The sequence below is a fragment of the Phocaeicola sp. RTP21359st1_B8_RTP21360_211022 genome (assembly GCF_040911965.1).
GTDB lineage: Bacteria > Bacteroidota > Bacteroidia > Bacteroidales > Bacteroidaceae > Phocaeicola > Phocaeicola vulgatus.
The window spans coordinates 1-25,149 of record NZ_JBDFXP010000020.1 but is presented as its reverse complement, the minus strand read 5'-3'; the positions used below and the strand labels follow the sequence as shown (position 1 = coordinate 25,149).

16 protein-coding genes, 2 tRNA genes and 2 pseudogenes are annotated in these 25,149 nt (G+C 42.2%); 10 read left to right on the top strand and 10 right to left on the bottom strand.

Going from position 1 to position 25,149, the window contains the following annotated elements:
- Positions 1-9 precede the first annotated feature (9 nt).
- The 7 genes from AB5062_RS11880 to AB5062_RS11850 form a co-directional block, all read right to left on the bottom strand.
- Entirely contained in the window at positions 10-3,411 is a 3,402-nt protein-coding gene (locus AB5062_RS11880) for a SusC/RagA family TonB-linked outer membrane protein (RefSeq protein WP_008667595.1), read from the bottom strand.
- Positions 3,412-3,699: 288 nt separating this feature from the next.
- Entirely contained in the window at positions 3,700-6,012 is a 2,313-nt protein-coding gene (locus AB5062_RS11875) for a GH92 family glycosyl hydrolase (RefSeq protein WP_005840972.1), read from the bottom strand.
- Between the two features lie 29 nt (positions 6,013-6,041).
- Positions 6,042-8,324 (bottom strand): GH92 family glycosyl hydrolase, encoded by a 2,283-nt coding sequence (locus AB5062_RS11870; RefSeq protein WP_005840970.1) that lies wholly within the window; start codon positions 8,322-8,324, stop codon positions 6,042-6,044.
- A 17-nt stretch (positions 8,325-8,341) separates the two neighbouring features.
- Positions 8,342-9,334, bottom strand: coding sequence for a FecR family protein (locus AB5062_RS11865; RefSeq protein ID WP_005850706.1), 993 nt, complete (start codon positions 9,332-9,334; stop codon positions 8,342-8,344).
- Positions 9,335-9,362: 28 nt separating this feature from the next.
- A complete protein-coding gene (locus AB5062_RS11860) occupies positions 9,363-9,938 on the bottom strand; it encodes an RNA polymerase sigma-70 factor (protein WP_032938185.1) in 576 nt (191 codons plus the stop codon).
- A 204-nt stretch (positions 9,939-10,142) separates the two neighbouring features.
- Positions 10,143-12,365: a GH92 family glycosyl hydrolase gene (locus tag AB5062_RS11855; protein ID WP_005840963.1), complete on the bottom strand. Its 2,223-nt coding sequence runs from the start codon at positions 12,363-12,365 to the stop codon at positions 10,143-10,145.
- Positions 12,366-12,458: 93 nt separating this feature from the next.
- The gene (locus tag AB5062_RS11850; protein ID WP_032946121.1) at positions 12,459-13,154 is read right to left on the bottom strand and encodes a hypothetical protein; all 696 of its coding nucleotides are present in this window, start codon (positions 13,152-13,154) and stop codon (positions 12,459-12,461) included.
- Positions 13,155-13,313: 159 nt separating this feature from the next.
- Between AB5062_RS11850 and AB5062_RS11845 the strand changes: the two are divergent.
- The 9 genes and pseudogenes from AB5062_RS11845 to AB5062_RS11805 form a co-directional block, all read left to right on the top strand.
- Positions 13,314-13,562, top strand: a pseudogene (locus AB5062_RS11845) (hypothetical protein); the annotation flags it as partial.
- 38 nt (positions 13,563-13,600) lie between these two features.
- On the top strand, positions 13,601-14,416 hold the full coding sequence (locus AB5062_RS11840) for a DUF6597 domain-containing transcriptional factor (RefSeq protein ID WP_005840958.1): 816 nt from the start codon (positions 13,601-13,603) through the stop codon (positions 14,414-14,416).
- Between the two features lie 73 nt (positions 14,417-14,489).
- On the top strand, positions 14,490-14,897 hold the full coding sequence (locus AB5062_RS11835; protein WP_005840956.1) for a pyridoxamine 5'-phosphate oxidase family protein: 408 nt from the start codon (positions 14,490-14,492) through the stop codon (positions 14,895-14,897).
- A 228-nt stretch (positions 14,898-15,125) separates the two neighbouring features.
- Positions 15,126-15,434 (top strand): ATP-dependent Clp protease adaptor ClpS, encoded by a 309-nt coding sequence (locus tag AB5062_RS11830; protein WP_008781423.1) that lies wholly within the window; start codon positions 15,126-15,128, stop codon positions 15,432-15,434.
- A 17-nt stretch (positions 15,435-15,451) separates the two neighbouring features.
- Positions 15,452-17,680: an AAA family ATPase gene (locus AB5062_RS11825; RefSeq protein WP_011964841.1), complete on the top strand. Its 2,229-nt coding sequence runs from the start codon at positions 15,452-15,454 to the stop codon at positions 17,678-17,680.
- A gap of 95 nt (positions 17,681-17,775) precedes the next feature.
- Positions 17,776-18,429, top strand: a complete 654-nt coding sequence (aat, locus tag AB5062_RS11820) for a leucyl/phenylalanyl-tRNA--protein transferase (RefSeq protein WP_005840948.1) — start codon at positions 17,776-17,778, stop codon at positions 18,427-18,429.
- Positions 18,430-18,569: 140 nt separating this feature from the next.
- Positions 18,570-19,409 (top strand): hypothetical protein, encoded by an 840-nt coding sequence (locus tag AB5062_RS11815; RefSeq protein WP_032946122.1) that lies wholly within the window; start codon positions 18,570-18,572, stop codon positions 19,407-19,409.
- A gap of 214 nt (positions 19,410-19,623) precedes the next feature.
- Positions 19,624-20,917, top strand: a pseudogene (locus tag AB5062_RS11810) (MATE family efflux transporter).
- Between the two features lie 114 nt (positions 20,918-21,031).
- Positions 21,032-21,616 carry a nucleotidyltransferase domain-containing protein gene (locus tag AB5062_RS11805; protein WP_032946123.1) on the top strand — a complete coding sequence of 195 codons (585 nt, stop codon included), beginning with the start codon at positions 21,032-21,034 and terminating at the stop codon, positions 21,614-21,616.
- A gap of 17 nt (positions 21,617-21,633) precedes the next feature.
- Here AB5062_RS11805 and AB5062_RS11800 read toward each other — a convergent pair whose 3' ends face one another.
- The 3 genes from AB5062_RS11800 to AB5062_RS11790 all read right to left on the bottom strand — a co-directional run bounded on the left by AB5062_RS11800 (position 21,634) and on the right by AB5062_RS11790 (position 24,416).
- A complete protein-coding gene (locus AB5062_RS11800) occupies positions 21,634-22,404 on the bottom strand; it encodes a LuxR C-terminal-related transcriptional regulator (RefSeq protein WP_032952909.1) in 771 nt (256 codons plus the stop codon).
- 50 nt (positions 22,405-22,454) lie between these two features.
- Positions 22,455-24,062 carry an alpha-galactosidase gene (locus AB5062_RS11795; protein ID WP_032952910.1) on the bottom strand — a complete coding sequence of 536 codons (1,608 nt, stop codon included), beginning with the start codon at positions 24,060-24,062 and terminating at the stop codon, positions 22,455-22,457.
- A 281-nt stretch (positions 24,063-24,343) separates the two neighbouring features.
- Positions 24,344-24,416 (bottom strand) — tRNA-Pro (locus tag AB5062_RS11790).
- 180 nt (positions 24,417-24,596) lie between these two features.
- Between AB5062_RS11790 and AB5062_RS11785 the strand changes: the two genes are divergently transcribed.
- Positions 24,597-24,669, top strand: a tRNA-Phe gene (locus tag AB5062_RS11785).
- Positions 24,670-25,149 lie beyond the last annotated feature (480 nt).

Sequence of the window (25,149 nt, the reverse complement as noted above, 5' to 3'; positions counted from 1 at the left end):
TTTAATTAATTAGAAACCTAAGTTGATAGAAATACCGAAAGTACGTGTAAACGGCAACGATGCATAGTCAATGGCTTGTGAGAACATCGTAGTGTCATAGCCACCTTCGGGGCTTGTACCCGGTGTGTGCTTCATCAGATAGCACAAGTTACGTGCAACAAATGAAACATTCAGCGAGTTGACAGGAGTCTTCTTCAGCATGGACGAGGGGAATGAATAGCCGATTGACAATTCTTTCAGCTTAATGAAAGAAGCATCGTAGATGAAATCCTCAGCCTGCAATGCACCATAGTATTCTGAAGCGGACACCTGTTTTGTATTCACCTCGCCTGACTCTGTCACACCGGGGAATACCATCATATAGTTGTTTTCCTCACCACGGTTCAAGGTACGTTTAGCCAAACCGTTTCCGGTAGCCAGCATCTCGGAATAAGAGAAGATATCACCACCGAATTTCATATCAAACAGTGCGGACAGTGTAATCCCCTTATAAGTAAAGGTAGGAGATACAGACATGGTCAGCTTTGGCTGGATATTACCGATAGGTTTGTTCACATATTCGGACTCATTGGTCACAGTCATGGGCAACCCATTTTCATTTACGATAATATCACCGTTTTCATTGCGCTTATAAAGCGACGTAGCATAAATCTCGCCTAATTTGTGTCCGGCGCGTGTACCTACTTTTACAGGGAAGTTTCCGTCACCGTTAAAGAACATATAGTTCACATTTTCTTCCGGAGCCAGTTCTTTCACCTTCGATACGTTGTGAGCCATATTCACATTCAAGTCAAAAGCGAAATCCTTTGTTTCTACCAGAGTGGAATACAACATCAGTTCCACGCCTTGATTGGTTACCATACCTGCATTTACCCATTGTCCTCCACTCCAGGGAGCTGCTGCGGGTACTTTCATAATCTGGTTCTTTGTCTTGCTGTAATAATAAGTAAAATCAAATCCCAGGCGATTGTTCAAGAACTTCATATCCAGACCCGCTTCGTAAGAAGTCGCGATTTCAGGCTTCAACTGGTCGTTCATCTTCACATTGTCTTTGGTCGGGGTCAATACACCATTATCGAATTTGAAAGAGTAGGTATTGTATAACTGATAAGGGCTTGTATCCTTACCTACCTGTGCGGCAGACAGACGTGCCTTGGCAAATGTCACCCAGCTTGGCAACGGTTTGTCGATAGAGCGCAAGAAGTCCGACACTACGAAACTGAGGTTGGCAGACGGATAGAAGAAAGAATTGTTACCTGACGGAAGAGTGGATGACCAGTCATTACGGGCTGTCAAATCCAAAGACAGATATTCCTTCCACGCCATCTGTACAGAGCCGAACACCGAGTTCATGGCACGCTTGTAGCCATCCTCACTACCGGTTCTCAACAAATTGGCCGCATTCAGCATCCAGTTACCTTTGTCCACCATATTACCTACGCCCACGCCCAAAGTTTCCGAACGCTGGTACATAAAGTTACCACCGACATTGAAGCCCAGACGGAAGTTATCAGTCAACTGACGGTCACCCATCAAAATGACTTCAGCATTTGACTCGAAGAAGTTTTCTTCACTACGGTCCATTGAATCATTCGTAATCATGGAAGTATTGGCTTCTCCATTGATACCATCCCCCGCATTGGTGCTTTGCACTCTGGTACGGTAGTAGTCAAAAGCGTATTTGGCAGATAGATGCAGCCAATCAGTGAAATTGATTTTCATGCTATAATATCCGAAAGCACGCCAACGTTCATCCGAATTCTGACGCTGATGCAATACATAATAAGGATTACGGATACTGGCAGTAGGCCCTGTCCAATTCACATGCGCATGAGTTTCATCAGAATATTGTTTCAAGTCATCCAGACGGACGTTGTTAGGGATTCTCATCAACTGGGAAATAGCACCGTAATCTCCATACAGTGGACGGTTATCGGCTTTTGTACGTGAAAGAGAAATTTTTCCGTCCATAGACACCCATTTGTTCAATTCCGTTCCTGCATTCAGATCGGCATTCACACGGCTCAAACTTTCAGTGGGGAATACACCGTCATTGTCGGAGTATCCGAAAGAAGTACGGAAATGTGATTTCTCTGTACCGTTGCTGATAGATACGTTATGCGTATGTGAAAAACCGGTATCAAAATAATCTTTCAACTTATCCCCATAGTTAGAGTAAGCGTACGTTTCTCCGTTCCAAGCCTCTTTCATGCTTCCATCCAATACCGGGCCCCAGCTTCCGCTATCCGTTTTGTCATACACCGCAGTCTTGGCATCTTTTGTATCAATATGTCCTTGTCCGTAACGGCGTTGCATATCCAATGTCTCGCCGATAGCTGTCCAAGTGAAATTACCACTATAACGGATTCCGAAACCATCCTTCTTACTACCTTTCTTTGTCGTAATCAAGATAACGCCATTACCTGCACGTGAACCGTAAAGAGCAGCCGCATTCGGACCCTTCAAAACAGAAATACTCTCGATATCATCCGGATTAATGTCCATGGAAGCGCTACCACGGTCCACACCATCATAGCGGGATGCGCTTGAAGTGCTAGTGTCGCTGAAAGGAACGCCATCCACAATCCACAACGGCTGGTTATTGTCTGTCAGAGAAGAGTTTCCACGGATGGTAATCTTCGTAGAGCCCCCCAGACCTGTAGCTGAAGTATTCATCTGAAGACCTGCCACCTTGCCCTGCAAGGCACTGGTTACCGAGGGGTCACCTGTCTTGTTCAGTTCATCGCTCTTCAGTTCCTGAACCGCATAACCCAACATTTTCTTCTCACGTTTGATCCCCAAAGCGGTTACCACCACTTCGCCAATCTGCTGTGTATCTTCCTGCATGGTTACATTCAGTACATTCTTGCCATCGGGCTTCAATGTTTCCGAACGGTAACCAATGTATGAGAACACAATCTCACCATTTCCGGGAACGGACAAAGAATAGTTACCTTCAAAGTCTGTAATCGTACCGGCTGTGGGATTTCCTTTCACTTGTACGTTTACACCAATCAAGGCTTCGCCTGTCGCATCAACCACTGTTCCGGTTACTGTATGTTCCTGTCCTGTCTGTTGAGGTGTCTGAGGCTCTCCGGATGCTGAAAGATAGACAATATTATCCTCTATCTTATACGTAATTCCTTTGCCTTGCAAAGCCGCATCAAGTACAGACTGTAATGAACCGTTCTTCACATCAATGGCATTCACCGGCATTTCAGCCAGCTTGTCATCATAGAAAAACTGATAGTTAGACTGTGATTTAATGTTCTTGATCACTGCTCCAAGCGTTGTCTTGGGAGTTGAAAGAACGATTTGCGCGCGGGTCCATTGTATGGGTGCAGCCACAAACAAAAGAATCAAAAGCGCCCTGAGTAATTTGGGCTTTCTCATTAATTGATTGCCTTTCATAATTTATAAATTCGTTAACACTGACTTGTTTTTCTCCAGTGAAGGGGTTCTCATTCCCCTTTCGAGAATAAAAACAGGCAGCTAAAAGAAAACACTTACTCAATCTTGTTCTTTTTTCTAAATTTTCCAGAAAAAAGCAGAGGAAAGGCAAAAGTAGTAATATCATCGGACTTTGACGTATAGAAGAAATACTTAAAAAGAAAAAGGGGATGTACTCTTGCAATGCTGCCAAAAGAGAACATCCCCCTCCAACCTCTCTTTACAAGAGAGAAGTGCATGGTGAAACTTTTATTTTACTTTTTCGTCTTTTGAAAATGAATAAGGCAAATCACTTTCTTGTGTTCCACGCTGCATATTCGGACGGTCGGTCATCTTGAAGTCAATAGTACCGCCTTGTAACAATTCGTTATGCTTCAAATAATTCTTGGTATAAACAGTACCGTTTACACGCATTTCATCTACATATCGGTTGGTATCGCTGTTATCCGATGCGGTTATTACCAAGTTCTTTCCGTTTTCAAAATGAAGTGTCGCCTTCTTGAACAACGGAGCACCCAGAATATACTCATCCGTACCGGGACATACCGGATAGAACCCTAATGCGGAGAATACATACCATGCCGAAGTCTGACCATTGTCTTCATCACCGCAATATCCGTCCGGACCGGCTGTATACATACGGTTCATCACCTCACGCAACCAATATTGCGCTTTCCAAGGCTGGCCTGCATAGTCATACAGATAAATCATGTGCTGGATGGGCTGGTTTCCATGTGCATAGTTACCCATGTTCATGACTGTCATTTCACGAATCTCATGAATTACCTGTCCGTAATAGCTATCATCAAAGATGGGGGGAACCGAAAAGACAGAATCAAGCATGGTAACGAACATTTCCTTACCTCCCATCAAATCAATCAATCCCTGAGGGTCATGGAATACAGACCAGGAATAATGCCAGCTGTTTCCTTCCGTAAAGTCACCTCCCCATTTCAACGGCGAGAATTCAGGAGCGAACTTGCCGTCCTTCTGCTTGCCACGCATCAATTTACTTTCCGAATCAAACAGGTTCTTATAGTTCATGGCACGTTTGGCAAAAAGTGCGATTTCCTTCTTCGGACGCTTCAACTCTTTCGCCAGCTGATAAATACACCAGTCATCGTATGCATATTCCAATGTACGGGCTGCATTCTCATGAATCTTCACATCACAAGGCACATAGCCCAGCTTGTTATAATATTCATATCCCAGACGTCCGGTAGAAGAAACTTCAGGATGTACGGCTTCCGTTCCATGAATCAGTCCTTTGTATAATGTTTCCACATCTTCCACACGTACTCCTTTCAGATAAGCATCGACCAAGATAGAAGCTGAATTATTGCCGACCATGCAACCACGATGACCGGGGCTGGCCCATTCGGGGAAGAAACCGCTTTCCTTATAAGTATTAACCAAACCTTCCTGTATCTCCTTATTTACCGAAGGATACATCAGGTTCAAGAAAGGGAACAAGCAACGGAATGTATCCCAGAAACCTGTATCCGTATACATATATCCCGGCAGCGTTTCGCCATTGTAAGGACTGTAATGAACAGGTTGTCCGTTGGCATCCAGTTCATAGAATTTACGCGGAAACAACAAGGAACGGTACAAGCAGGAATAGAAAGTGCGGTATTGATCCAATGTTCCACCTTCCACCTCTACTTTACCTAAGGCCTCATTCCAAGCCTCTTTACCTTTCTGTACCAATACTTCAAAACTGTCACCACCCAATTCCTTCAGGTTCCGAATTGCTTGTTCAGGACTGATGAATGAAGAGGCCACACGGGCATGAACTACTTCGCCTTTCTTTGTCTTGAAACCGATAACGGCTCCGGTATGGAAATCAGTCTGCTCCAGTTTACCTTCTTTCAAGGTTACAGGAACACTGCCATCCGGTTTTTCAGGCTGTACATCATTAGAGAACGTAGCCTCATAAGTAAACGGCTTATCAAACTCAATAACGAAATAATTCTTGAAGTTGGCAGGAACACCACCACTGTTACGGGTAGTATAGCCCACGATTTTGTTTTCTCCGGGAATCACCTTGACAGACGAACCACGATCAAAAGCATCCACCACTACATATGAATCATTCTCAGGAAAAGTGAAACGGAACATTACGGCACGCTCCGTAGGAACCATTTCGGTTACGACATCATGTTCTGCCAAATAAACCTTATAATAATAAGGTTTTGCAATTTCAGCTTTATGAGAGAACCAGCTTGCACGCTTGTCCTCTTCAAATTCCGGTTTTCCTGTTACGGGCATGATGGAAAATTGACCATAGTCATTAATCCACGGACTGGGCTGATGGGTTTGTTTGAAACCACGGATTTTATTAGCCGTATAAACATACTGCCATCCGTCCCCCATCTTTCCTGTCTGGGGAGTCCAGAAATTCATACCCCACGGGCGGGATATGGCAGGATAAGTATTTCCTGTAGAGAGTTCAAAGGAAGACTGTGTACCTACCAACGGACTCACATAGTCTGCATAATCCTTTGCCTGTACAAACAGCGTGACACACAGCGCTACAACTGATAGAAATAGTTTTTTCATGATATTGCTATTTGGGTTAAGTTATACTTTTAATTCTTCACCTGTTTTCCCCATTCCGTCGGTACGGGACTCATGGTAATCTCCATCGTTCCTCCACGTACCAGATCATCATGGGTAAAGAAAGGAACATCCAGCGGTTTTCCGTTCAACAAAACCGACTCAATATACTTATTGGTCTTCGAATTATTGTGGGTACGGATAACGAAAGTCTTGCGGTCGGGCAAATTAATCGTCACCTCCTCAAACAACGGACGTCCGATAGAATAAACCGGCTTACCGGGACATACCTGATAGAAGCCCATGGAATTCAAAATATACCAGGCAGACATCTGACCGCAATCTTCATTACCCGACAAGCCGTCAGGAGCATTGAAATACTGGTTATACAGCACACTGTCAACCAATTCCTGAGTACGCCATGGACGGTTTACATAGTTATACATATGAGTAATGTGATGACTAGGCTCATTGCCATGCGCATACTGGCCTATCAGTCCTGTGATATCAGCAGAGGTAGCCTCCCCTTCCAACTGGGAAGAAACCGTAAACAAGGAGTCCAGCTTTCCTACGAAAGCATCCTCCCCACCCATCAAATTCACCAGTCCCGGGATATCATGCGGAACAAACCAAGTCCATTGCCATGCAGTACCCTCGCAATAATCATCATTACGGTGATTGGAAGAACGGGGATTGAACGGAGTACGCCATTCACCTTTACTATCCAATCCACGCATGAAACGGGTGGCAGGATCAAAATAAAATTCGTAAGCATCTGCAAAACGGGCATACTTCTCCTTGGTTTCAGTATCTCCCAAGCTGTCTGCCAGCACGGAGATACACCAGTCATCATACGCATACTCCAATGCTTTCGCCACCGATTCATTCTCACGGTCACATGGAATATAGCCAAGAGTATTCTTATAATAACGTGCTTTGGGCATAACATATGGAATCAGCCAATCGGGAGCTACAATACCGGTAGTGTCATATTCCGCTGCACGCAGACATGCCTTGTAAGCTTCCTGCACATCAAAATCGCGGTATCCCTTCACATAAGAATCGGTTACCAACGAAGCCGCATGATATCCCACCATAGTTCCGGTATAATTGGACACACAGTCCCATTTCGGAAAGATACCACCTTCCTGATGCTTCTTTATTAATGAACGGATAAACTCCGTATTCAACTGAGGATCAACAATAGTCAGTAACGGATGTAACGCACGGAAAGTATCCCACAAAGAGAAAATGGTATAAACCGGATGTTTCATGTCGGTGGTATGCACTTTCAAATCCATTCCCAAGTAACGCCCGTCTACATCTGTAAACAGATTGGGACTTAGGAAAGCATGATACATAGCCGTATAGAAAATGGCACGCTGGTCTTCATCATTGGTTTTGACTGCAATCTTTGACAAGCATTCATTCCATTTCTTCTTAGCATCGGCACGCACTCCATCAAAATTCCAACCGGACATCTCAGCCTGGAGGTTCTTATAAGCACCTTCCGCATCAACAGAAGAGATAGAGAACTTAGCCAGCACTTGTTCATCTTTCGCCGTTTCAAAATGCAAAAGCATTTTACATACAGGAATCTGTTTGTCATTTTCCTGAACAGTATCCGTGTACAAGGTATACGTAAAGGGTTTGGAAAATACGGCATAAAAATAAAGATCCTGTCGGTATGCCCAATAGGCACTGCGTTTGCGCCCCCGCAACACAGTATCATTCACTGCCTCCACTTCCATTACCTGATTGATTTGTTGCTGAATATTATAGTCCATATCCAAGATAAATCCAGACTCCTTACTTTCCGGAAAAGTATACCGATGCATTGCCGCACGCTCTGTCGAAGTCAGTTCGGCTTTTACCCCGTATGTATCCAGAAAAACAGAATAATATCCCGGTTCGGCATATTCCTTTTCATGAGAAAAAGCCGATGCGAAAGGACGCTTCTGGCTTTCTGTTCCCAAGAAATCAGTACGCTGCACACCTACAGTCGGCATCAACAGGAAATCTCCGAAATCCGCACACCCTGTACCACTAAGACGTGTATGGGCAAAACCATTGATCGTAGTATCTTCATAATAATATCCGGAACAGGAATCCCAACCGTCAATACGAGTATCCGGCCCCGGCTGTATCATGCCATGAGGAACCATAGCACCCGGATGAGTATGCCCATGGCCTCCTGTACCAATAAAAGGATTGACATAATGGGTGTAATCATTCATTTCATTGCCCTCAGAATCACATGCAGTGAAACACAATAACCCTAGAAGACAGCCGCTTAAGAGCATGTTGATTTTCATAGATCTTTATTTAAAAATTATTTTGTTTCCGATGAGATAAATATATTGTTATCATCTACTTTCTTATAATTGAAAGGAATAGAGTTACGCAAAGAATTCAGCACAGACTCTATATTATCTTTCTTTTTCAGTACACCTGAATAAGTATTAGTACTGTCTACATCCGGTGAAAGGATTATCTTCACTCCATAGAACCGTTCCAATGCTGCCGCAATCTGGAAAATAGATGACTTTTCAAATGGAATCAAGTCATTATGCCAGACTATCTCCATCTTGGGATCGACCTGTTTTACTTGCATCCGCCCTGTTACCCTGTTTAAAACGGCTTTTTGTCCCGGCAACAAAGTAATTCTTCCTTTGTCCGATTTATCTTTTACCTCAACTTCACCCTCTATCAAGGTTGTTTCCGCAAAACTGTTATCCGGACGACATTTTATATTAAAAGAGGTTCCCAAGACCCTGACATCCATTGCCGGGCTTTTTACCATGAAAGGTTTCTCATGATTACGTGCTACTTCAAAATAAGCTTCTCCATCCAGATATACATGACGTTCCTTTCCTTCAAAAGCACGCGGATATTTTAAAACAGACGACTGGTTCAACCATACTTTTGTCCCGTCAGGCAACAACATCTCACGCACTTGTCCATGAGCAGCCGATGCTACCACCAATTCCTCCGCTTTATTCCGGAACCAATAGGCTAATCCCGCAGCCAGCACCATCACGCCCACTATAGCAGCTGCATAACGCAACACACTTCTAAGCTTGAACACCTCTTGTTTCTTTTGATTTTCCTGTTCCAATCTTCTACCCAACCTGCGCTCTGCCCTCACTACCAGATTTTCCTCCTCAAAGGGGAATTTACCTAACTGATAAATCTCCTCCATACGGAACAGCTCTCCGGCATTCTCATCAGATTCTTTCATCCATTCATTGATAAGAACAAAATCCTCCTCCGAGCATCGGTTTTCCAAATACCTGATAATAATATCTTCGTTAAGTTTACTCATCTTTTTCCCTATTCATATAGTAAACAATTCAACTTGTAAAAACACTTAGCAGTTTTGCTGAAAATATAATCAATGACAATAATAAATGGCTGAGACGTTCGCGCAAAAATTTCAAGGCCTTATACATATGTGCCTCTACGGTACGTAAAGAAATGCCAAGAGTATCAGCGATTTCCTTGTTTTTCATATCATGAAGATAGCTCAGTTTAAACACCTCCTTACATTTATCCGGCAATTCATTAATCGCTCCAAAAATTTCCTGACGCAATTCCTGATTCTCTATCTTTTTAATAACTTCAGCATGATCCGGCTGGTAATATTGCAATCTTCGTTCATAGATCTCTATCATTGCCGCACTGTAGTTATTCTCTATAATCTGATGCTTCAATAAATTTATAGCCTTGGTATATACAGAACGATAAAGGAAAGCTAAAATCTGCTCTCCTATGACGACTGAATCTCTCCGCCTCCACAACTCCACAAAAACATCCTGCACTACATCTTCGGCTTCTTCGGTACCGACCAGCCGTGTCGCATAGAACAACAGCTTAGGATAGCATTGACGAAAGACGACCTTATAGGTGTCATCAAGTTCCTCGTTCATATTATATAATTCACCTTTGTATGAAGGAGAGAGCCAATGTTCCAAATAACGATCCAATCATCCACTGTAGGGGCAGAAAGCTTCCGCTCATCATACAATTTTCAGGCAGATTCAAACCGCCTCTACAGCAAAACGATAACAAATATTACTTTTAACTCACCTCCTGTACAATTACAATTCTTAATAAGTTGAACCAATTATTATCTATCTATACCAAATATTTCCCGGTTCCGGACCCATTTCAAATTCTACAGTAGCACCATCCATTATTTGCCGGTGTGTGATATAGCTCTTATCGTATGGTTGCCCATTTACTTTCACCGACTGGATATAGATATTTTCACGACTTACTCCAGGGGCCAGTACTGTGAACGTTTTTCCATTATCCAGATGCATCTGTATCTCGGGGAACAACGGCGTACCAATCTCATATTCACCACTTACCGGATTGACAGGATAAAATCCCATAGCACTGAATACATACCAGGCAGACATCTGTCCACAATCCTCATTTCCACACAGTCCGGCAGGTGCATTGAAATAAAGGTCATGCATGACCTGCGCCGCATACTTCTGAGTTTTCCAAGGCTGACGTACCTTATTATACAAATAAATCACATGATGGCTAGGCTCATTACCATGAGCATACTGGCCAATCATACCTGTACTGAAAAGAGGCAAATCTGCATTACCAGCCGGGATATAAGTAAACATACTATCCAACTTTTCCGTAAAACGATCCTTACCACCAGTCAAGGCAATTAGCCCCTTAATATCCTGCTGTACAGACCAAAAGTACTGCCAACCGTTACTTTCACAAATGTGGGCAGTGTAGTCATCCGGGCTGAAATTAGGTTGGAATACTCCTTTATCATCTATCGGCTGCATGAAGCTTGACGCCGGATTGAACACATTGCGATAATTCTGAGAACGCTTGTAGAATTCGTCCGCTAATTGAGTCCTCCCCATCTTCCGAGCCATTTCGGCTATGCAATAATCATCAAAAGCATATTCTAATGTTTTGGAAAGCGACCAATTTTCCGCATTATATTCATCCTTTATATTATAAGGTATATATCCTAATTTTTTATACAGACCAATGCCGCGATAATCATCCAAGTTAGCAGTAGCCACACAAGCCTCCAATGCCTTCTCTGCATCAAAATCACCAATACCTTTCAAATAAGCATCGACAATAACAGGTACAGCGTGGTAGCCAATCATCATATCCGTTTCACTTCCCCAAAAATTCCATACCGGCAAACGTCCGTTCTGTTCATAAAAAGCAATGAATGATTTCACCATATCATTGACACGCTGAGGTTCCGTATAAGTAAATAACGGATGTGCGGCACGATAAGTATCCCACAATGAAAAAGTTCCATAATTCACCCAACCATCCGTCTGATGAATTTTCTTATCGGGACCATAATAAGCCCCGTCCACATCACTATAAATAGTCGGGGCAATCATTGTATGATACAATGCTGTATAAAAATTAACCTTATCGTCCTTGTTATCACCTGTTACCTCTATTTTTCCCAACTGACGGTTCCAATTATCTTTAGTTTCAGCCAAATATTTATCGAAATCATTGTGAGGTGCTTCAGCCGCCATGTTTTTAGCAGCACCTTCCATGCTTACTCCCGAAAGAGCAGTACTCAGAACAATCTGCTCTCCTTTTTCCGTATCAAAATTAAAGCGGGCGATATAAGCCGTACCTACACGTTTACCTTTCAAAGCAATGGCAGTAGTATCCATCTCTACCGAGGCAAACGGTTTGGAGAAACGAGTGCGGAAATACACATGCTGGTCTCTTGCCCATCCTTCGGAAAAACGATATCCCTGAATGGTGCATGAGTCAATTATCTCAATATAAGAATCATTGGTAAAGTCCCAATTCATCGCTTTCTTCAGATTCAGAAAGACAGCCGACTCTCCTTCAGGAAACGTATAACGCTGTATACCGCAACGCTCTGTAGCAGTTAACTCCACATTGATATCATAATCTTTCAGCAACACGCGATAATAACCAGCTGAAGCCTCTTCATCCGCATGAGAGAATTTGGAATAGATGCCTAAAGGAGCTTCCGCTTCCTGATAAGGCAAAGTTACAGGCATGAAAGAGATATCATACAAGTCTCCGGCTCCCGTTCCCGACAAATGGGTATGACTGAATCCGGCAATCGTACTGTCCGGATAAAAATAACCGGAAATACGGTCCCATCCGGGCAAACCGTTATCCGGACTAAGTTGTACCATTCCGAAAGGCGCTTGCGCTCCCGGATAAGTATTGCCGGTAAAATCGGTTCCGATAAACGGATTCACCAATTGGGTATAATCGGTTGACGGCTGGGTTTGTTTATTGGACACACAGGCTCCAAATGCCACTAAAGAAATGAATAGCGCGAGAACAGGTGTTTTCATACTTAAGAGGTTTTTCATTATTACTTTGTTACAAAAATACACATTATAATAATATGAACAACCTTATTATAAAAAACACTTAGCTTTAATTCATTATTTTTTCGTATTTAAATAGTAAAGAAGGGATTCTTTCACCTTTTCATCCGAAGTTACAATCAAAAATTCACCGCCTCTTTTATCATACAGAAAGCAATAAGTCTTATAAAGAGCTATACCTGCTATCTCCTCCCAAGGGAATGTCTGTTTCAGTTCCGCCTTATCATATGTCAGCCCTTCCGGAGTTATTTCTACCCAAGTCTGCCCCGCAATACTCCGCTTATAAATCTTATTTAGTCTGACAGGCAGCATAATCAAGATATAAATAAGACACAAGAACCAAATCAGCAGCGGACTGAACAGGCTTTGCTCTTCGGGAACAATATAGTGCCCTGTACACAGTGCAATACAAATATAAATGATGAACAACAAAGAAAAACTGAAATGACGGATGTCCCACAATTTATACAAAGCATACTTTTTCAGGCTGATATTATAATCACAAACCACGACACCTGGTTCCCGTGTCAGTTTGCTTTTCGGTATGCTGAAGATACGCAATATCTGGATTCCCCGTTTCACGCCATACCCGAATAATAAAACCATCACACCAAAATTTATCAAGATCCACCACCACAATGATTCGTTTGCCAAAGCCGGTTGCCCGACAAGCACCATTGATGCAAAAGTGATACCCGCCACCAATAACAACATACTACAAATTACAGTTAAAATCCATCCTTTTGTTTTCATAATAACCTTTTTATTTTATTCCATGACGGGAAACAAAGATAAAAGATTATAGCTAGATAACAAATAAAGAGCCGTCGAATTTAAATTATTGTTTGGTTAGGAACTTAGATTTTTTTCGTATGTTTGTCGCAAATATTAATGAAAAACACATTTCTATCTATGAAAAAGAGTGATATTCTGTTCTTTTTGTTTGTAATAGCATTGTTTCTACCCTTTTTTATTAGCGATACCATTTATGAATGGTACAAATCTTTCAATGCAATCCATGGTATGGTCATGAGTTTTGTGAAGTTCGCCATTCTAGCTACTTTGGGAGAAATGCTTGGGCTTCGCATCAGCACAGGAGTGTATCACAACAAGACCTTCGGTATTATCCCACGCATGGTAATCTGGGGGGTACTGGGAGTATTACTAGCTATCGCTGCTAAAAAGAAATAACAATCTTCATGTATAATGAATACCAGCCTTCCCTGCTTTTAGCCCCCTATATTGACAAATACTGGGAATTTAAAGGCAATCCGGACTATGGGATGAAAATCAACATATTGCCGGACGGTTGCACCGATTTTATCTTCACCCTTGGCGAAGTAGCTGACATAGCGGAACAAGAAAGTCTTATAATGCAACCCTACCGCTCTTATTTTGTAGGTCCCATGAGCCGATACTCCACCCTAATAACCTATGCGAAAAGCATCCATATGTTTGGTATCCGTTTTCTGCCTTGCGGTTTATTCCGCTTCATGCAATTACCATTGGAAGAACTTGGGAATCAAAGAATCAGCACTTTTGAGTCAGGAGGTATCTTCAACGACTCGCTAGCAGAAAGATTATGTGAACAACCGTACATACAGGACAAAATCAGACTGATAGAATCTTTTCTCACCCAAGCCTTATGTACTAACAACAAGATAGAAAAACAGATATCATATGCAGTAGATTGCATTAACCTTTCCAAAGGCCAACTGCCTATCCGTTCTTTAGTAGAAAATGTATGCTTGTGCCAAAGACACTTCGAGCGCAAGTTCAAACATCAGACCGGATATTCCCCTAAGGAATACAGCCGGATTATCAAATTCAAGAATGCAGTGGATTTACTGCGTTCCACCTCTTCCAATCAACTCTTCTCTGTTGCCATTGAGGCCGGATACTATGACACAGCCCATTTGAGTAAGGAAATAAAAGCCTTATCAGGCAATACACCCGGTTCCTTTTTATCCTTACCGGTTACGGAAGAAACCACATTAACATATCTGAAACTATAAAAGTCGTTTTTTTACAACGAAGCCATCCTGGCGTTTCTTACTTTTGTACCGTATCAAAAACTAAAAAGAAACAATGGGATCACTTAAAGAAAAAGCAAAAGCTTTGCTTCAACAATGTGAAGTAGTCACACTAACTTCCATCAATAAAGAAGGGTATCCCCGGCCGGTTCCCTTGAGTAAAATCAAAACGGAAGGATTAACAACCATCTGGTTTGCAACAGGAAACAGTTCGGCAAAGACAAAGGATTTCCGCTCTAATCCGAAAGCCGGCATATGTTTCTACAAAGAGGGAAACAGCGTGGCCATGACCGGAGAAGTGGAAGTTGTATCAGACACTGGCACCAAGAAAGAGTTATGGCAAGACTGGTTTATCCATCATTTTCCTAAAGGACCGGAAGACCCCGAATATATCCTGCTGAAGTTCCGGGGAAACCATGCCACCATTTGGATTGACGGCCAGTTTGTTCACAGAAAAGTCTAAGTTTCCACCTCTTATCCTTGAATTTTTTCACATTTTATTTTTCATACACGTCTGTCATCCTTGAAACATCTTATTATATATGGATGTTTTAAGAATGACAGACAGGCATGAAAGGAATTCAAGACATCAGCTCCAGACCATCCGTCTACAAAATTCATCTCTTCCCTACCCTACCTTTCCAATACTTTCCCTACCTTTGTGCCATAAGTACGTATGACAAATACCAATATGGAACAACAACAATCATCTTATAAAGAAAAAGAACGTATAGACCTTCGCGAGCCGCGACGCTTCAAAGTTACTATTTTCAATGACGACTTTACTACAATGGAATTTGTTGTAAAGATATTAACTACCGTTTTTTTCAAATCAACGATGGAAGCAGAAGCTTTGATGATGCAAGTACACAAAAGTGAATCGGCCGTAATAGGCATCTATACGTATGATATCGCCCGGTCAAAAGTACAAAAAGCCACCCGTATGGCTCGTGAAGAGGGTTTCCCTCTCCGACTCACGGTTACACCGGAAGAAGAATAAAAAATCAAGAATAAGATATGGATATACCAAATACCGATTCGGTGAACTACGCTTTCGCTTCTGCGCAGAGCCAAGCGATGCAATATCGGCATGAATTTATCACGCCCGAACACTTATTGAGCGCATTGCTGGAACAAGTTCCTTTTCAAAAAGCATTGGCAGAGTGTTTTTGTACCCCGGAAGAACTGTCCCAGTCCATTTCCGAATATCTGTCGAAAAAAGTGGAACGAGTTCCTCAAGAAATAGAATATGAGTTGGAAATTTCAGGTCAACTCTCCGAGCTGCTGCAATATGCCTATATGACAATCAGCCATTCAAGCGCAGAAGAAATGGATGTTCCTCATCTGGTACAAGGAATGCTTCAACTGGAAGATTCATGGGCCGGCTATCTGCTAAAAGAAACAGTGGGAGAAGATATGCCGGAGTTTCTCAGCTCCCTCATTTCAAATTACGAGCACATGAATCAGTTTCAAGAGGAAACTTCCTCTGAGCAAGAGAAAAGCGAACCTTGGCGCAACTACGTCACCTGCCTCAATGAAGGTCTGCAAGACCGGAATCCGCTTATAGGCCGGAATGTGGAATTGGAACGCACCATTCAAGTTCTCTGCCGCAAAGAAAAGAACAACCCTCTGCACGTGGGTGAACCGGGAGTGGGAAAAACCGCACTGGTCTACGGACTAGCTGCACGTATAGAAGCAGGCAATGTTCCCGAACGCCTCACAGGCTGTCGTATCTACGAACTGGATTTAGGCAACTTATTGGCCGGTACACAATATCGGGGTGAATTCGAGAAAAGGCTGAAAGCCATTATGGAAGGAATACGGAAAGAAGGACACGCCATTGTATATATAGATGAAATACATAACCTGATAGGCGCCGGACGGACGGGAGACGGTTCGATGGATGCCTCTAATATGCTCAAGCCTTATTTGGAAGGAGGAGAGATCCGGTTTATCGGTTCCACTACTTACGAAGAATTCAACCGCTATTTTTCACGTAGCAGAGGATTGGTACGGCGTTTCCAACAGATTGACATACAGGAACCCGGAATCGAAGAAACTATCCACATAGTGGAAGGATTAAAAGAAAGGTACGAAACGTTCCATGGAGTAGTTTATGAAGAAGGAGTGATAGCATATGCCGTCACAGCTGCCGCACGGTATATCAGCGACCGTTTTTTGCCCGACAAGGCCATCGACCTGGTGGACGAAGCCGGGGCTTATCGTGAAATCCACCCCACAGATACAGAAACACAAACGGTGGACAAAGCATTGATAACCGATATACTGGCACGTATCTGTAAAGTGGATGTACTCGCCATGAAGGAAGAGGACAATGCCACATTAGAAACCTTGCATGAACGCATCAGTGCAAAGATATACGGTCAGGAAGAAGCTGTCTGCCAAGTGGTGGAAGCCGTACAAATGGCCAAAGCCGGGCTACTGGACGAAAACAAACCACTGGCCAGCCTTCTCTTCGTTGGCCCCACCGGAGTGGGAAAGACGGAAGTAGCCAAAGTATTGGCCTCCGAACTAGGTATTGCCCTGCAACGCTTTGACATGAGCGAATATACGGAAAAGCATACAGTGGCCAAACTCATCGGCTCACCTGCCGGATATATAGGTTATGAAGACGGCGGACTGCTGACAGATGCTATCCGCAAAACTCCCAACTGTGTGTTACTGCTTGACGAAATAGAAAAAGCGCATCCTGATATATTCAATATCCTGCTGCAAGTCATGGACTATGCCGTACTGACGGATAACAAAGGACGGAAAGCGGACTGCCGCCATGTTATACTTATCATGACCTCCAATGCCGGAGCACAATTCGCGCACCAAGCTTCTATAGGTTTCAGCGGACAAATTACTGCCGGAGAGGCAATGTTGAAACAGGTTAAGAAAACTTTCAAACCTGAATTCATCAACCGGTTGTCTGCAACAGTCGTCTTCCATGATATGGATTACGGAATGGCTTCTCTCATCCTGAACAAAAAACTCAACGAACTGAAAAACAAACTGTCTGCACGTCATGTAGGAATGGAACTCAGCCCGGAAGCCTATAAGCATCTGCTGAAACTAGGTTTCACCAAAGAATATGGTGCCAGGGAAATGGACAGGGTAATTACTTCGCAGCTGAAGCCACTGCTTATGCGTGAAATCCTATTCGGAACATTAAAAACAGGAGGTAAAGTAAGAGTGACAGCAGGAAACGGAGAATTGAGCTTGCAAGTACTCAAAGAGTAATACCTTTAAATGAATCGGCAACTTCTCCGCAGAGGCAGAGATACGGAGAAGTTACTACAGAAGATATTATATGAATCCAATAAATAAAAAACAATATGGTCTTTCAACTAACTCAAAAACTTGTTTTTCCCGACCCTCACTATGGCGAACCGGACGGACTATTGGCAGTGGGCGGCGACCTCTCCGTAGACCGTCTCCTCCTTGCCTATTCCAATGGCATATTCCCTTGGTATGCTTTCCGTGAAAAACAGATACAATGGTGGTGTCCCCTGAAACGGTTTGTGATTTTCCCTAACGAGATTCACATTTCTCACTCCATGCGTACTTTTATGAACAAAGAACAATATGGAGTCAGTTTTAACCAGGCATTCCATGAAGTGATTCAAACCTGCGGCAATCTGCGGATGGAAGAAACGGGAGCATGGTTGGGCAAAGATATCATGAAAGCCTACATCCGCCTGCATGAGCAAGGTTTCGCGACCAGCGTGGAAGTATGGGAAGAATCTTGTCTGGTCGGCGGACTCTATGGAGTCACTTTGGGAAAGTGTTTTTTCGGCGAAAGCATGTTTTCTCTAGTCCCCAATGCATCGAAACTGGCGCTTATCTATCTGGCACAAACATTTCAGGAGTTGGGAGGAACCTTGATTGATTGTCAGTTTGAAACCCCACACTTAAAGTCAATGGGTGGAAGGTATATAGACTATGAGGAGTATATGAGGTATGTGCAGGAACCTCTTGAATCTCTGTAAAGTCTTTGTTTACCGATTTTGATTATCAAATCATCAGTCAAAAATAAAATATAGGATACAAAGCTGAGATTATCAAATATATTTGCTAGCTTTGTTTTCGACATTACAAACAGAGCTATTTACCCAACTCAAAAACAAACATGAAAAAGATATTCTACTGTTTTTTACTACTTACCTTCTTTGTCTTGTCTTGCTCCAAAGAAGAGGCCGATATGGATGGTAGCCAAAATAAAGAAACAGAAAATAAAGAGATCAAAATTATATTAGAAGCAGAAACAAGTTCTCAAAACATATTTGCTCCTATTGTATTCTACCAATCTTTTGATTTTGGTAAAGATGCACCTTGTCTAAGCGAAGTGTATGATTCCATAGTGTGGAAATCATCTCATTCCCCAAATAGCTTTAAAGTATTCAGTCATTCAAATTATGCCAGATATGTGGAAACAACATTTTTCAAATGGGCACATGTTTATTATTCACCCGGCACATACAAGACTTATCTGCTAGGTTACAAAAACAATGAAATAATCTATAGTAGTGATACAATATCCATTGATATCACAAATAAAAAAGATTTCCTTGCTTTCAATTGGAAAGACGTAACCGACTCCGATTTTACCACAGGCTATGCAAATAATCTGGACGGATATTATCTGAGTACGCAAACCCATATCCATCAAGGTGTCCCATCTGTTATGCTGTATGCCAAAAATGAGAAATATGAAAAAGGGGGATCTATGAAAAGCAAACAAATACTGTATAACTACATAAATTCATTTTTCTCACTCCCTAATTATACCGCAACCTCAGACGAGTCTTTGAGAAAAGAATTCAGCACTATATTTTCATTTCAAGAGAAGAATGCCATTCCACTAAACATTTGGCTTACCCCCAAAGCTAAAATTGTACTCCTCAGAAAAGATTTCAAGGGACTAGAGAGCGAATACAAAATTTATGCCGAACCAGGAGATTTGATTTAACCTGCAAAACACAATTGTTTAACTAATGAAACATCAACTCTGTATATAGCTACATTCAACGAATAGCACTACCAATCCAAACTATTTGGCTATTTTGACGGATCTTAAATAAGATTTGTTACAGAGTTTTATACCCTTATTATTAATCCACACAGATTGTGCACCATCCCTAAACCGATAAGTGCATAAGCATGGTTATACATTAAGTTAAACAATGAATTATACATATAAACAAATATGGCTCATCAACCTTCCTGTAATGATGAGCGTTTTAATGGAGCAATTAATCAACATTACCGATGCCGTCTTTCTGGGCCATGTCGGTGAAGTGGAACTTGGCGCATCTGCCTTGGCAGGAATATATTATCTGGCAACTTATATGCTAGGCTTCGGTTTCAGCATAGGACTACAAGTCATGATTGCCCGCAGGAATGGAGAACAGAACTATGCAGAAACAGGACGTACCTTCTTTCAAGGACTATTTTTCCTTTCCGGACTAGCACTCTCTTTATGTTTGTTGATACAGGGCCTTTCCCCCTTCCTCTTGAAACAATTAATTACCTCACCGGAAATCTATCAGGCTGTAACGGACTATCTGGACTGGCGCAGTTTCGGACTTTTATTTTCATTTCCCTTTCTGGCACTCCGGGCTTTCTTTGTGGGAATAATAAAGACCAGGTCCTTATCTTGGGCCGCAATAGCAGCCGTACTTATCAACATCCCTTTCAATTACCTGTTAATATTTACCTTAAAATTTGGGATAGCAGGATCGGCAATAGCCTCAACGCTAGCAGAAATGGGATCGTTAATCATTCTCCTTATCCATATGTGGAGAAAGATTGATAAAAACAAGTATGGACTGCAACCGATATTTGATGGAAAGCTATTGAAAAGACTGTTTTACCTGTCCGTATGGAGCATGCTGCATTCTTTTATCAGTATGGCGCCGTGGTTCCTGTTCTTCATCGCCATCGAACATTTAGGAAAGATGGAACTGGCCGTTTCCAACATAACCCGCAGCGTTTCCACCCTCTTTTTTTGTGATTGTCAGTTCTTTAGGAGCCACCAACGGTTCCTTGGTAAGCAATCTTTTAGGAGCCGGACAACAAAAAGGTGTTTTTCCTATCTGCCACAAAATCATCAAAATGGGATATGCCATCGGTTTTCCGCTGGTAGGAGTCGCATTGTTTTGTGATTATTGGATTATCGGATTTTACACCAACAACGAAACACTGGTGCAACACACTGTCCCCCCTTTCATCGTCATGCTGTTCAATTATATATTCGCAGTACCCGGATATGTCTACATCAGTGCCGTCACCGGAACCGGAAAGACAAAAATTGCCTTTATTTTCCAAGTGGTTACCATTATGGTATATCTTCTTTATCTTTACTGGCTGAGCCACTGTGTACATGCACCTTTAGCGGTATATATGACAACCGAATATCTGTTTGTCATCATGTTGGGAATACAATCTGTCATTTACTTGAAAAGGAAGCATTACTAAGTTCCTTGCTACCCCCTTTCTCCCGATTCATTCCGGCAATAAATAGTTATTTATAACTATCTTCAGTTTGAAAGCTTTTCTCTACTTTTGCAAACCAACTATAAAAGACAGCGTATGAATATTTTCGACATTGCCAAACAGAATCAGGAAAAAGCCTGGCAAGTTATCAAAAACACGAACATCATCCAGATATGGGAAGATGCCGGTGCAAAAATTAATCTGGTAGGTTCACTCAGAACAGGGCTACTGATGAAACATAGGGACATTGATTTCCATATTTATTCATCAGCCTTAAACCTGACGGACAGCTTTCAGGCAATGGCCAGACTAGCAGAGAATCCGTCCATCAAAAGAATAGAATGCGCTAATCTGCTGCATACTGCCGAAGCCTGTATCGAATGGCATGCATGGTATCAAAATGAAGAAAATGAACTTTGGCAGATGGATATGATTCACATCCGGGAAGGTTCACGTTATGACGGTTATTTTGAAAAGGTAGCCCAACGCATTTCGGAAATTATGACCGATGAAATACGGGAAACTATTCTAAGATTAAAATATGAAACACCGGAAACCGAGAAAATCATCGGAGTGGAGTATTATCAGGCAGTCATCCGGGATGGGGTGCGGGATTATAGCGGATTTAAGGAATGGAGAAAGCAACATCCTGTTACAGGAGTAGTAGAATGGATGCCTTGACCCGATGAAATCGGGCATCAGCTTAACAGCCCCGACTCCTGTCCTAGGCGTATTGCCTCCAAAGAGTTTTGTACTCCCAGCTTACGCAACAGATTTTGCCGGTGAATATGGACGGTATGAATACTGATACATAATTTATCGGCAATTTCTTTGCTTAAGAATCCTCGTTGGATAAGGCGTAATATCTCCATTTCACGTCCGGTAAGACCGAAAGCCGGATTCATTATCACCACACCGGGTGAAAACATTTCTCCATTTCTCAGATTCAGCACAGTACATTCCACCTGTTCTGATTCTTTTTGGCCGGGAGCCATACTCATATTCCCTATAATGAGCCATGCTTTTCCGTCATGGCTCTGTTCCAAAACTTGATGCCTGCTTGTTACACGCACATAGTTTCCACGAGCATTGAGTATACGGAAACTATACACATTACAATAGTCATTCCGATGTTCAAAAGGCTGGTTATAAATGAACTTCCCCAGCCTGACTTGCAAGTCTTCCAATTGGGAACGATCATGCGGATGAATACGTGACTCCAGATAATCACCCTGTTTTTCCAATGTTTCTATCTTGTGCCTGTCATACCCCAACCAATCGACAAAACCCGTAGAAGCATACGCATAACATCCTTTATATACATCCACCACGAAAGAACAGCCGCCATTGATTCTGGACAACTTCTGGAGCGTGGATTTATCCCGTTCCCATACCGCATAATCCATGTTTTTGCAAGACAAATGTTGCTTTGCCCACAATTCCTCACGGGTGACATTTGTTACACTCATATTCTTACTCTTTATCAAAGTGGTACTTCAAGAAGATAGATCTTATCAGCCTACTCACTTACTTTTTTCAAAGTAAAACAGTCTATATCTGGAGCCCAGCAAAATGAGCTTCCCATACGTATCTTATTATTCCCTGCTTTCAAATGCACCGGAACAGTAATCGAAGCTATCTTTTGAGTCTCATCCGCCGACAGCGAATCAAGAAGAATCCTTTTTTCATTATTCACACAGACTTCCAGCTTACGGTCTGCTTTAGGCACATAGCGGATAGTCATTTCATATTCACCGCCCTGCTCGCTGTACACCTCTTTCCATTCTGCAAAATTCTCTTTCCGCCCTCCCAGATAACTTACCTTCATGCCTCCGGATGCTTCATGTAACGGAGCATATACGATGCTTTTCGGAGTCTTTCCCAAATCATTGAAACAAGGCAGATAAGCCCATTCCGCTTCATAAACAGTCGCTTCCAATCTCTTCTCGGACTCCATACGTAAAATCAGCACACTATGGGGAGGTAATTCTCGATTCAGAACACCCCCTTTTATCTCCGGTAAATCCTGCAGTTTCACCAGATCGCGTGCCTTAACCTTTCCTCCTAATTCCAAAATATTCATCGGAACTGTAAAGCTACAAATCGTATCCGAAGGATTGTATAAAGCAACCGCACGTACATTACCACGCTTTCGTTCTATATCCTTCACCAACACATACCCTTCATTTTCATGCTGAACTACGTATGCCTGCAATCCTAAAGGGTCTTGGTTCAAAGCTATCAGTTCTTTATTTTTCAACAGTTTTAATGACGTCTCCGGAATGGTTGTCAGATCACATCCTATCAACAAAGGTGAACTCATGATACACCACATTCCAAAATGTACCTCTTCCTCTTCAGGTTTTAGCCCTCGACCTATCTCCAACATATCCATATCATTATAATGACCTTCTCCCGCATAGGCAGACAGATAAAGATTTTTATCGATGATATATTTTACTGATCCCCACTCCGGGCGGATATCCGCACTGATTCGCCATGAACGAGCAAGGTTTCTAGCCCAAGTACCTGGGAAAGCCCATCGACAGATATTAATAGAAACATGTCCGCAACCCAGATTATCTATAGCCTGGCGTATTTCGGTATATCGTTTTTCTTCTTCCAGATTCAATTCCTGACCGGCTCCGCAATAATCAATCTTGATAAAATCAAATCCCCACTCTTTAAAATACAACGTGGCATCCTGAAATTCATGTCCATACAAACCGGAACCTATGCCGTTCATATCTTTATCCCAGATGGAACCGCAAGTATTGCTTCCCGCATCCGAATAAATACCGGCTTTCAATCCTAAAGAATGAATATGATCCGCCACTCCCTTCAATCCGTTCGGGAAACGCTCGGGATGTGTTTGCATCACTCCTTTTTCATCCCGCCATCCAAAAAAACCGTCATCTATATTCACATAGGAATAGCCCACTTCTTTCAGTCCTTTTTGCACCATAGCATCCGCTTGCCTTATTATTAAGGTGTCATTGATATGAACCCGATAGGTATTCCATGAGCTCCACCCCATAATAGGAGATTCAAAAACAGTCGTATTTTGGGCGAATACGCCGGAACATAGACCGAAAGCTAAAGTCAAAAACAAATTTCTCATATTCATTAATTCTCATTTTTTACTTAAAGAAATCATCAAGAAGGTATATCTTATGATCCTAATGGTTAACAGGAAAATAAAATCAGTTTTATCATGTAGGGAGCAAAGATAACGAAAAACTCTTACCTCCCTATATACTTTCACAAAAAATATTCGGCTGGTAGGATGTTAGCATCATAATCCGAGAATAGAATTTGACCCATAAAATAGGGTGCCCGTATTTGTTCTGGCTTTATCTCTAAAAAAACAGAAAGCCGCTAATTATTAGCGACTTATCCTTTACAGTGTCGGAATGAGGCGACTCGAACGCCCGACCCCTACGTCCCGAACGTAGTGCGCTACCAACTGCGCTACATTCCGTTTCTGTTTTGCGAGTGCAAAGGTAAAGCATTTTTTTGAAATCAAAAAGAATTTCATAGAAAATTTGCAAAAAATTTGTAGAATCAAAAAATATGCCTACCTTTGCAACCGAAAACAAGAAACAATAGTTTCTGAGAGGTCTTCTATTACAAAGTGAAAAGCTCTACCGATAACCATTTTGGTGCCATAGCTCAGTTGGTAGAGCAAAGGACTGAAAATCCTTGTGTCCCCGGTTCGATTCCTGGTGGCACCACTCGAAAGAACTTTTCACTCTTGAAATCCTCTGAAATTCAGCAATTTCGGGGATTTTTTTTATTTCTGTCACCTACAAAAAAATGCAGATTTAAGAATTTAAAAATGTCCCATTCGGTGGTTTTTCACACCCCCTTTTAAAAAACCACCACCAGCTTTATACTTCACTTATTTTCAACTATTTACACAATCATCTTTCAGGCGCTAAAGAGTACTTTTGCAGACCTGCTTGAATGTGGTGAAAAAGAGATCGGACGAAAAGAAAAAAACGCCGTATCCCGGAAATATAAATTTCCAAAGGAAATTCCGTTTTTCCTATTCCGATGGTTTTCCCGGAAAAATTCGGTGGTTTTCATATCCTTCAAATAAAAAAACCACCGAAAAGACGTCCCTTCCACCCCTTTCTGTAGATACTAATTGAAAAGTGCGCTGTATTCTAATTGAAAAGAGCTCCATCCATAACTTGTTACAAAATTACTAT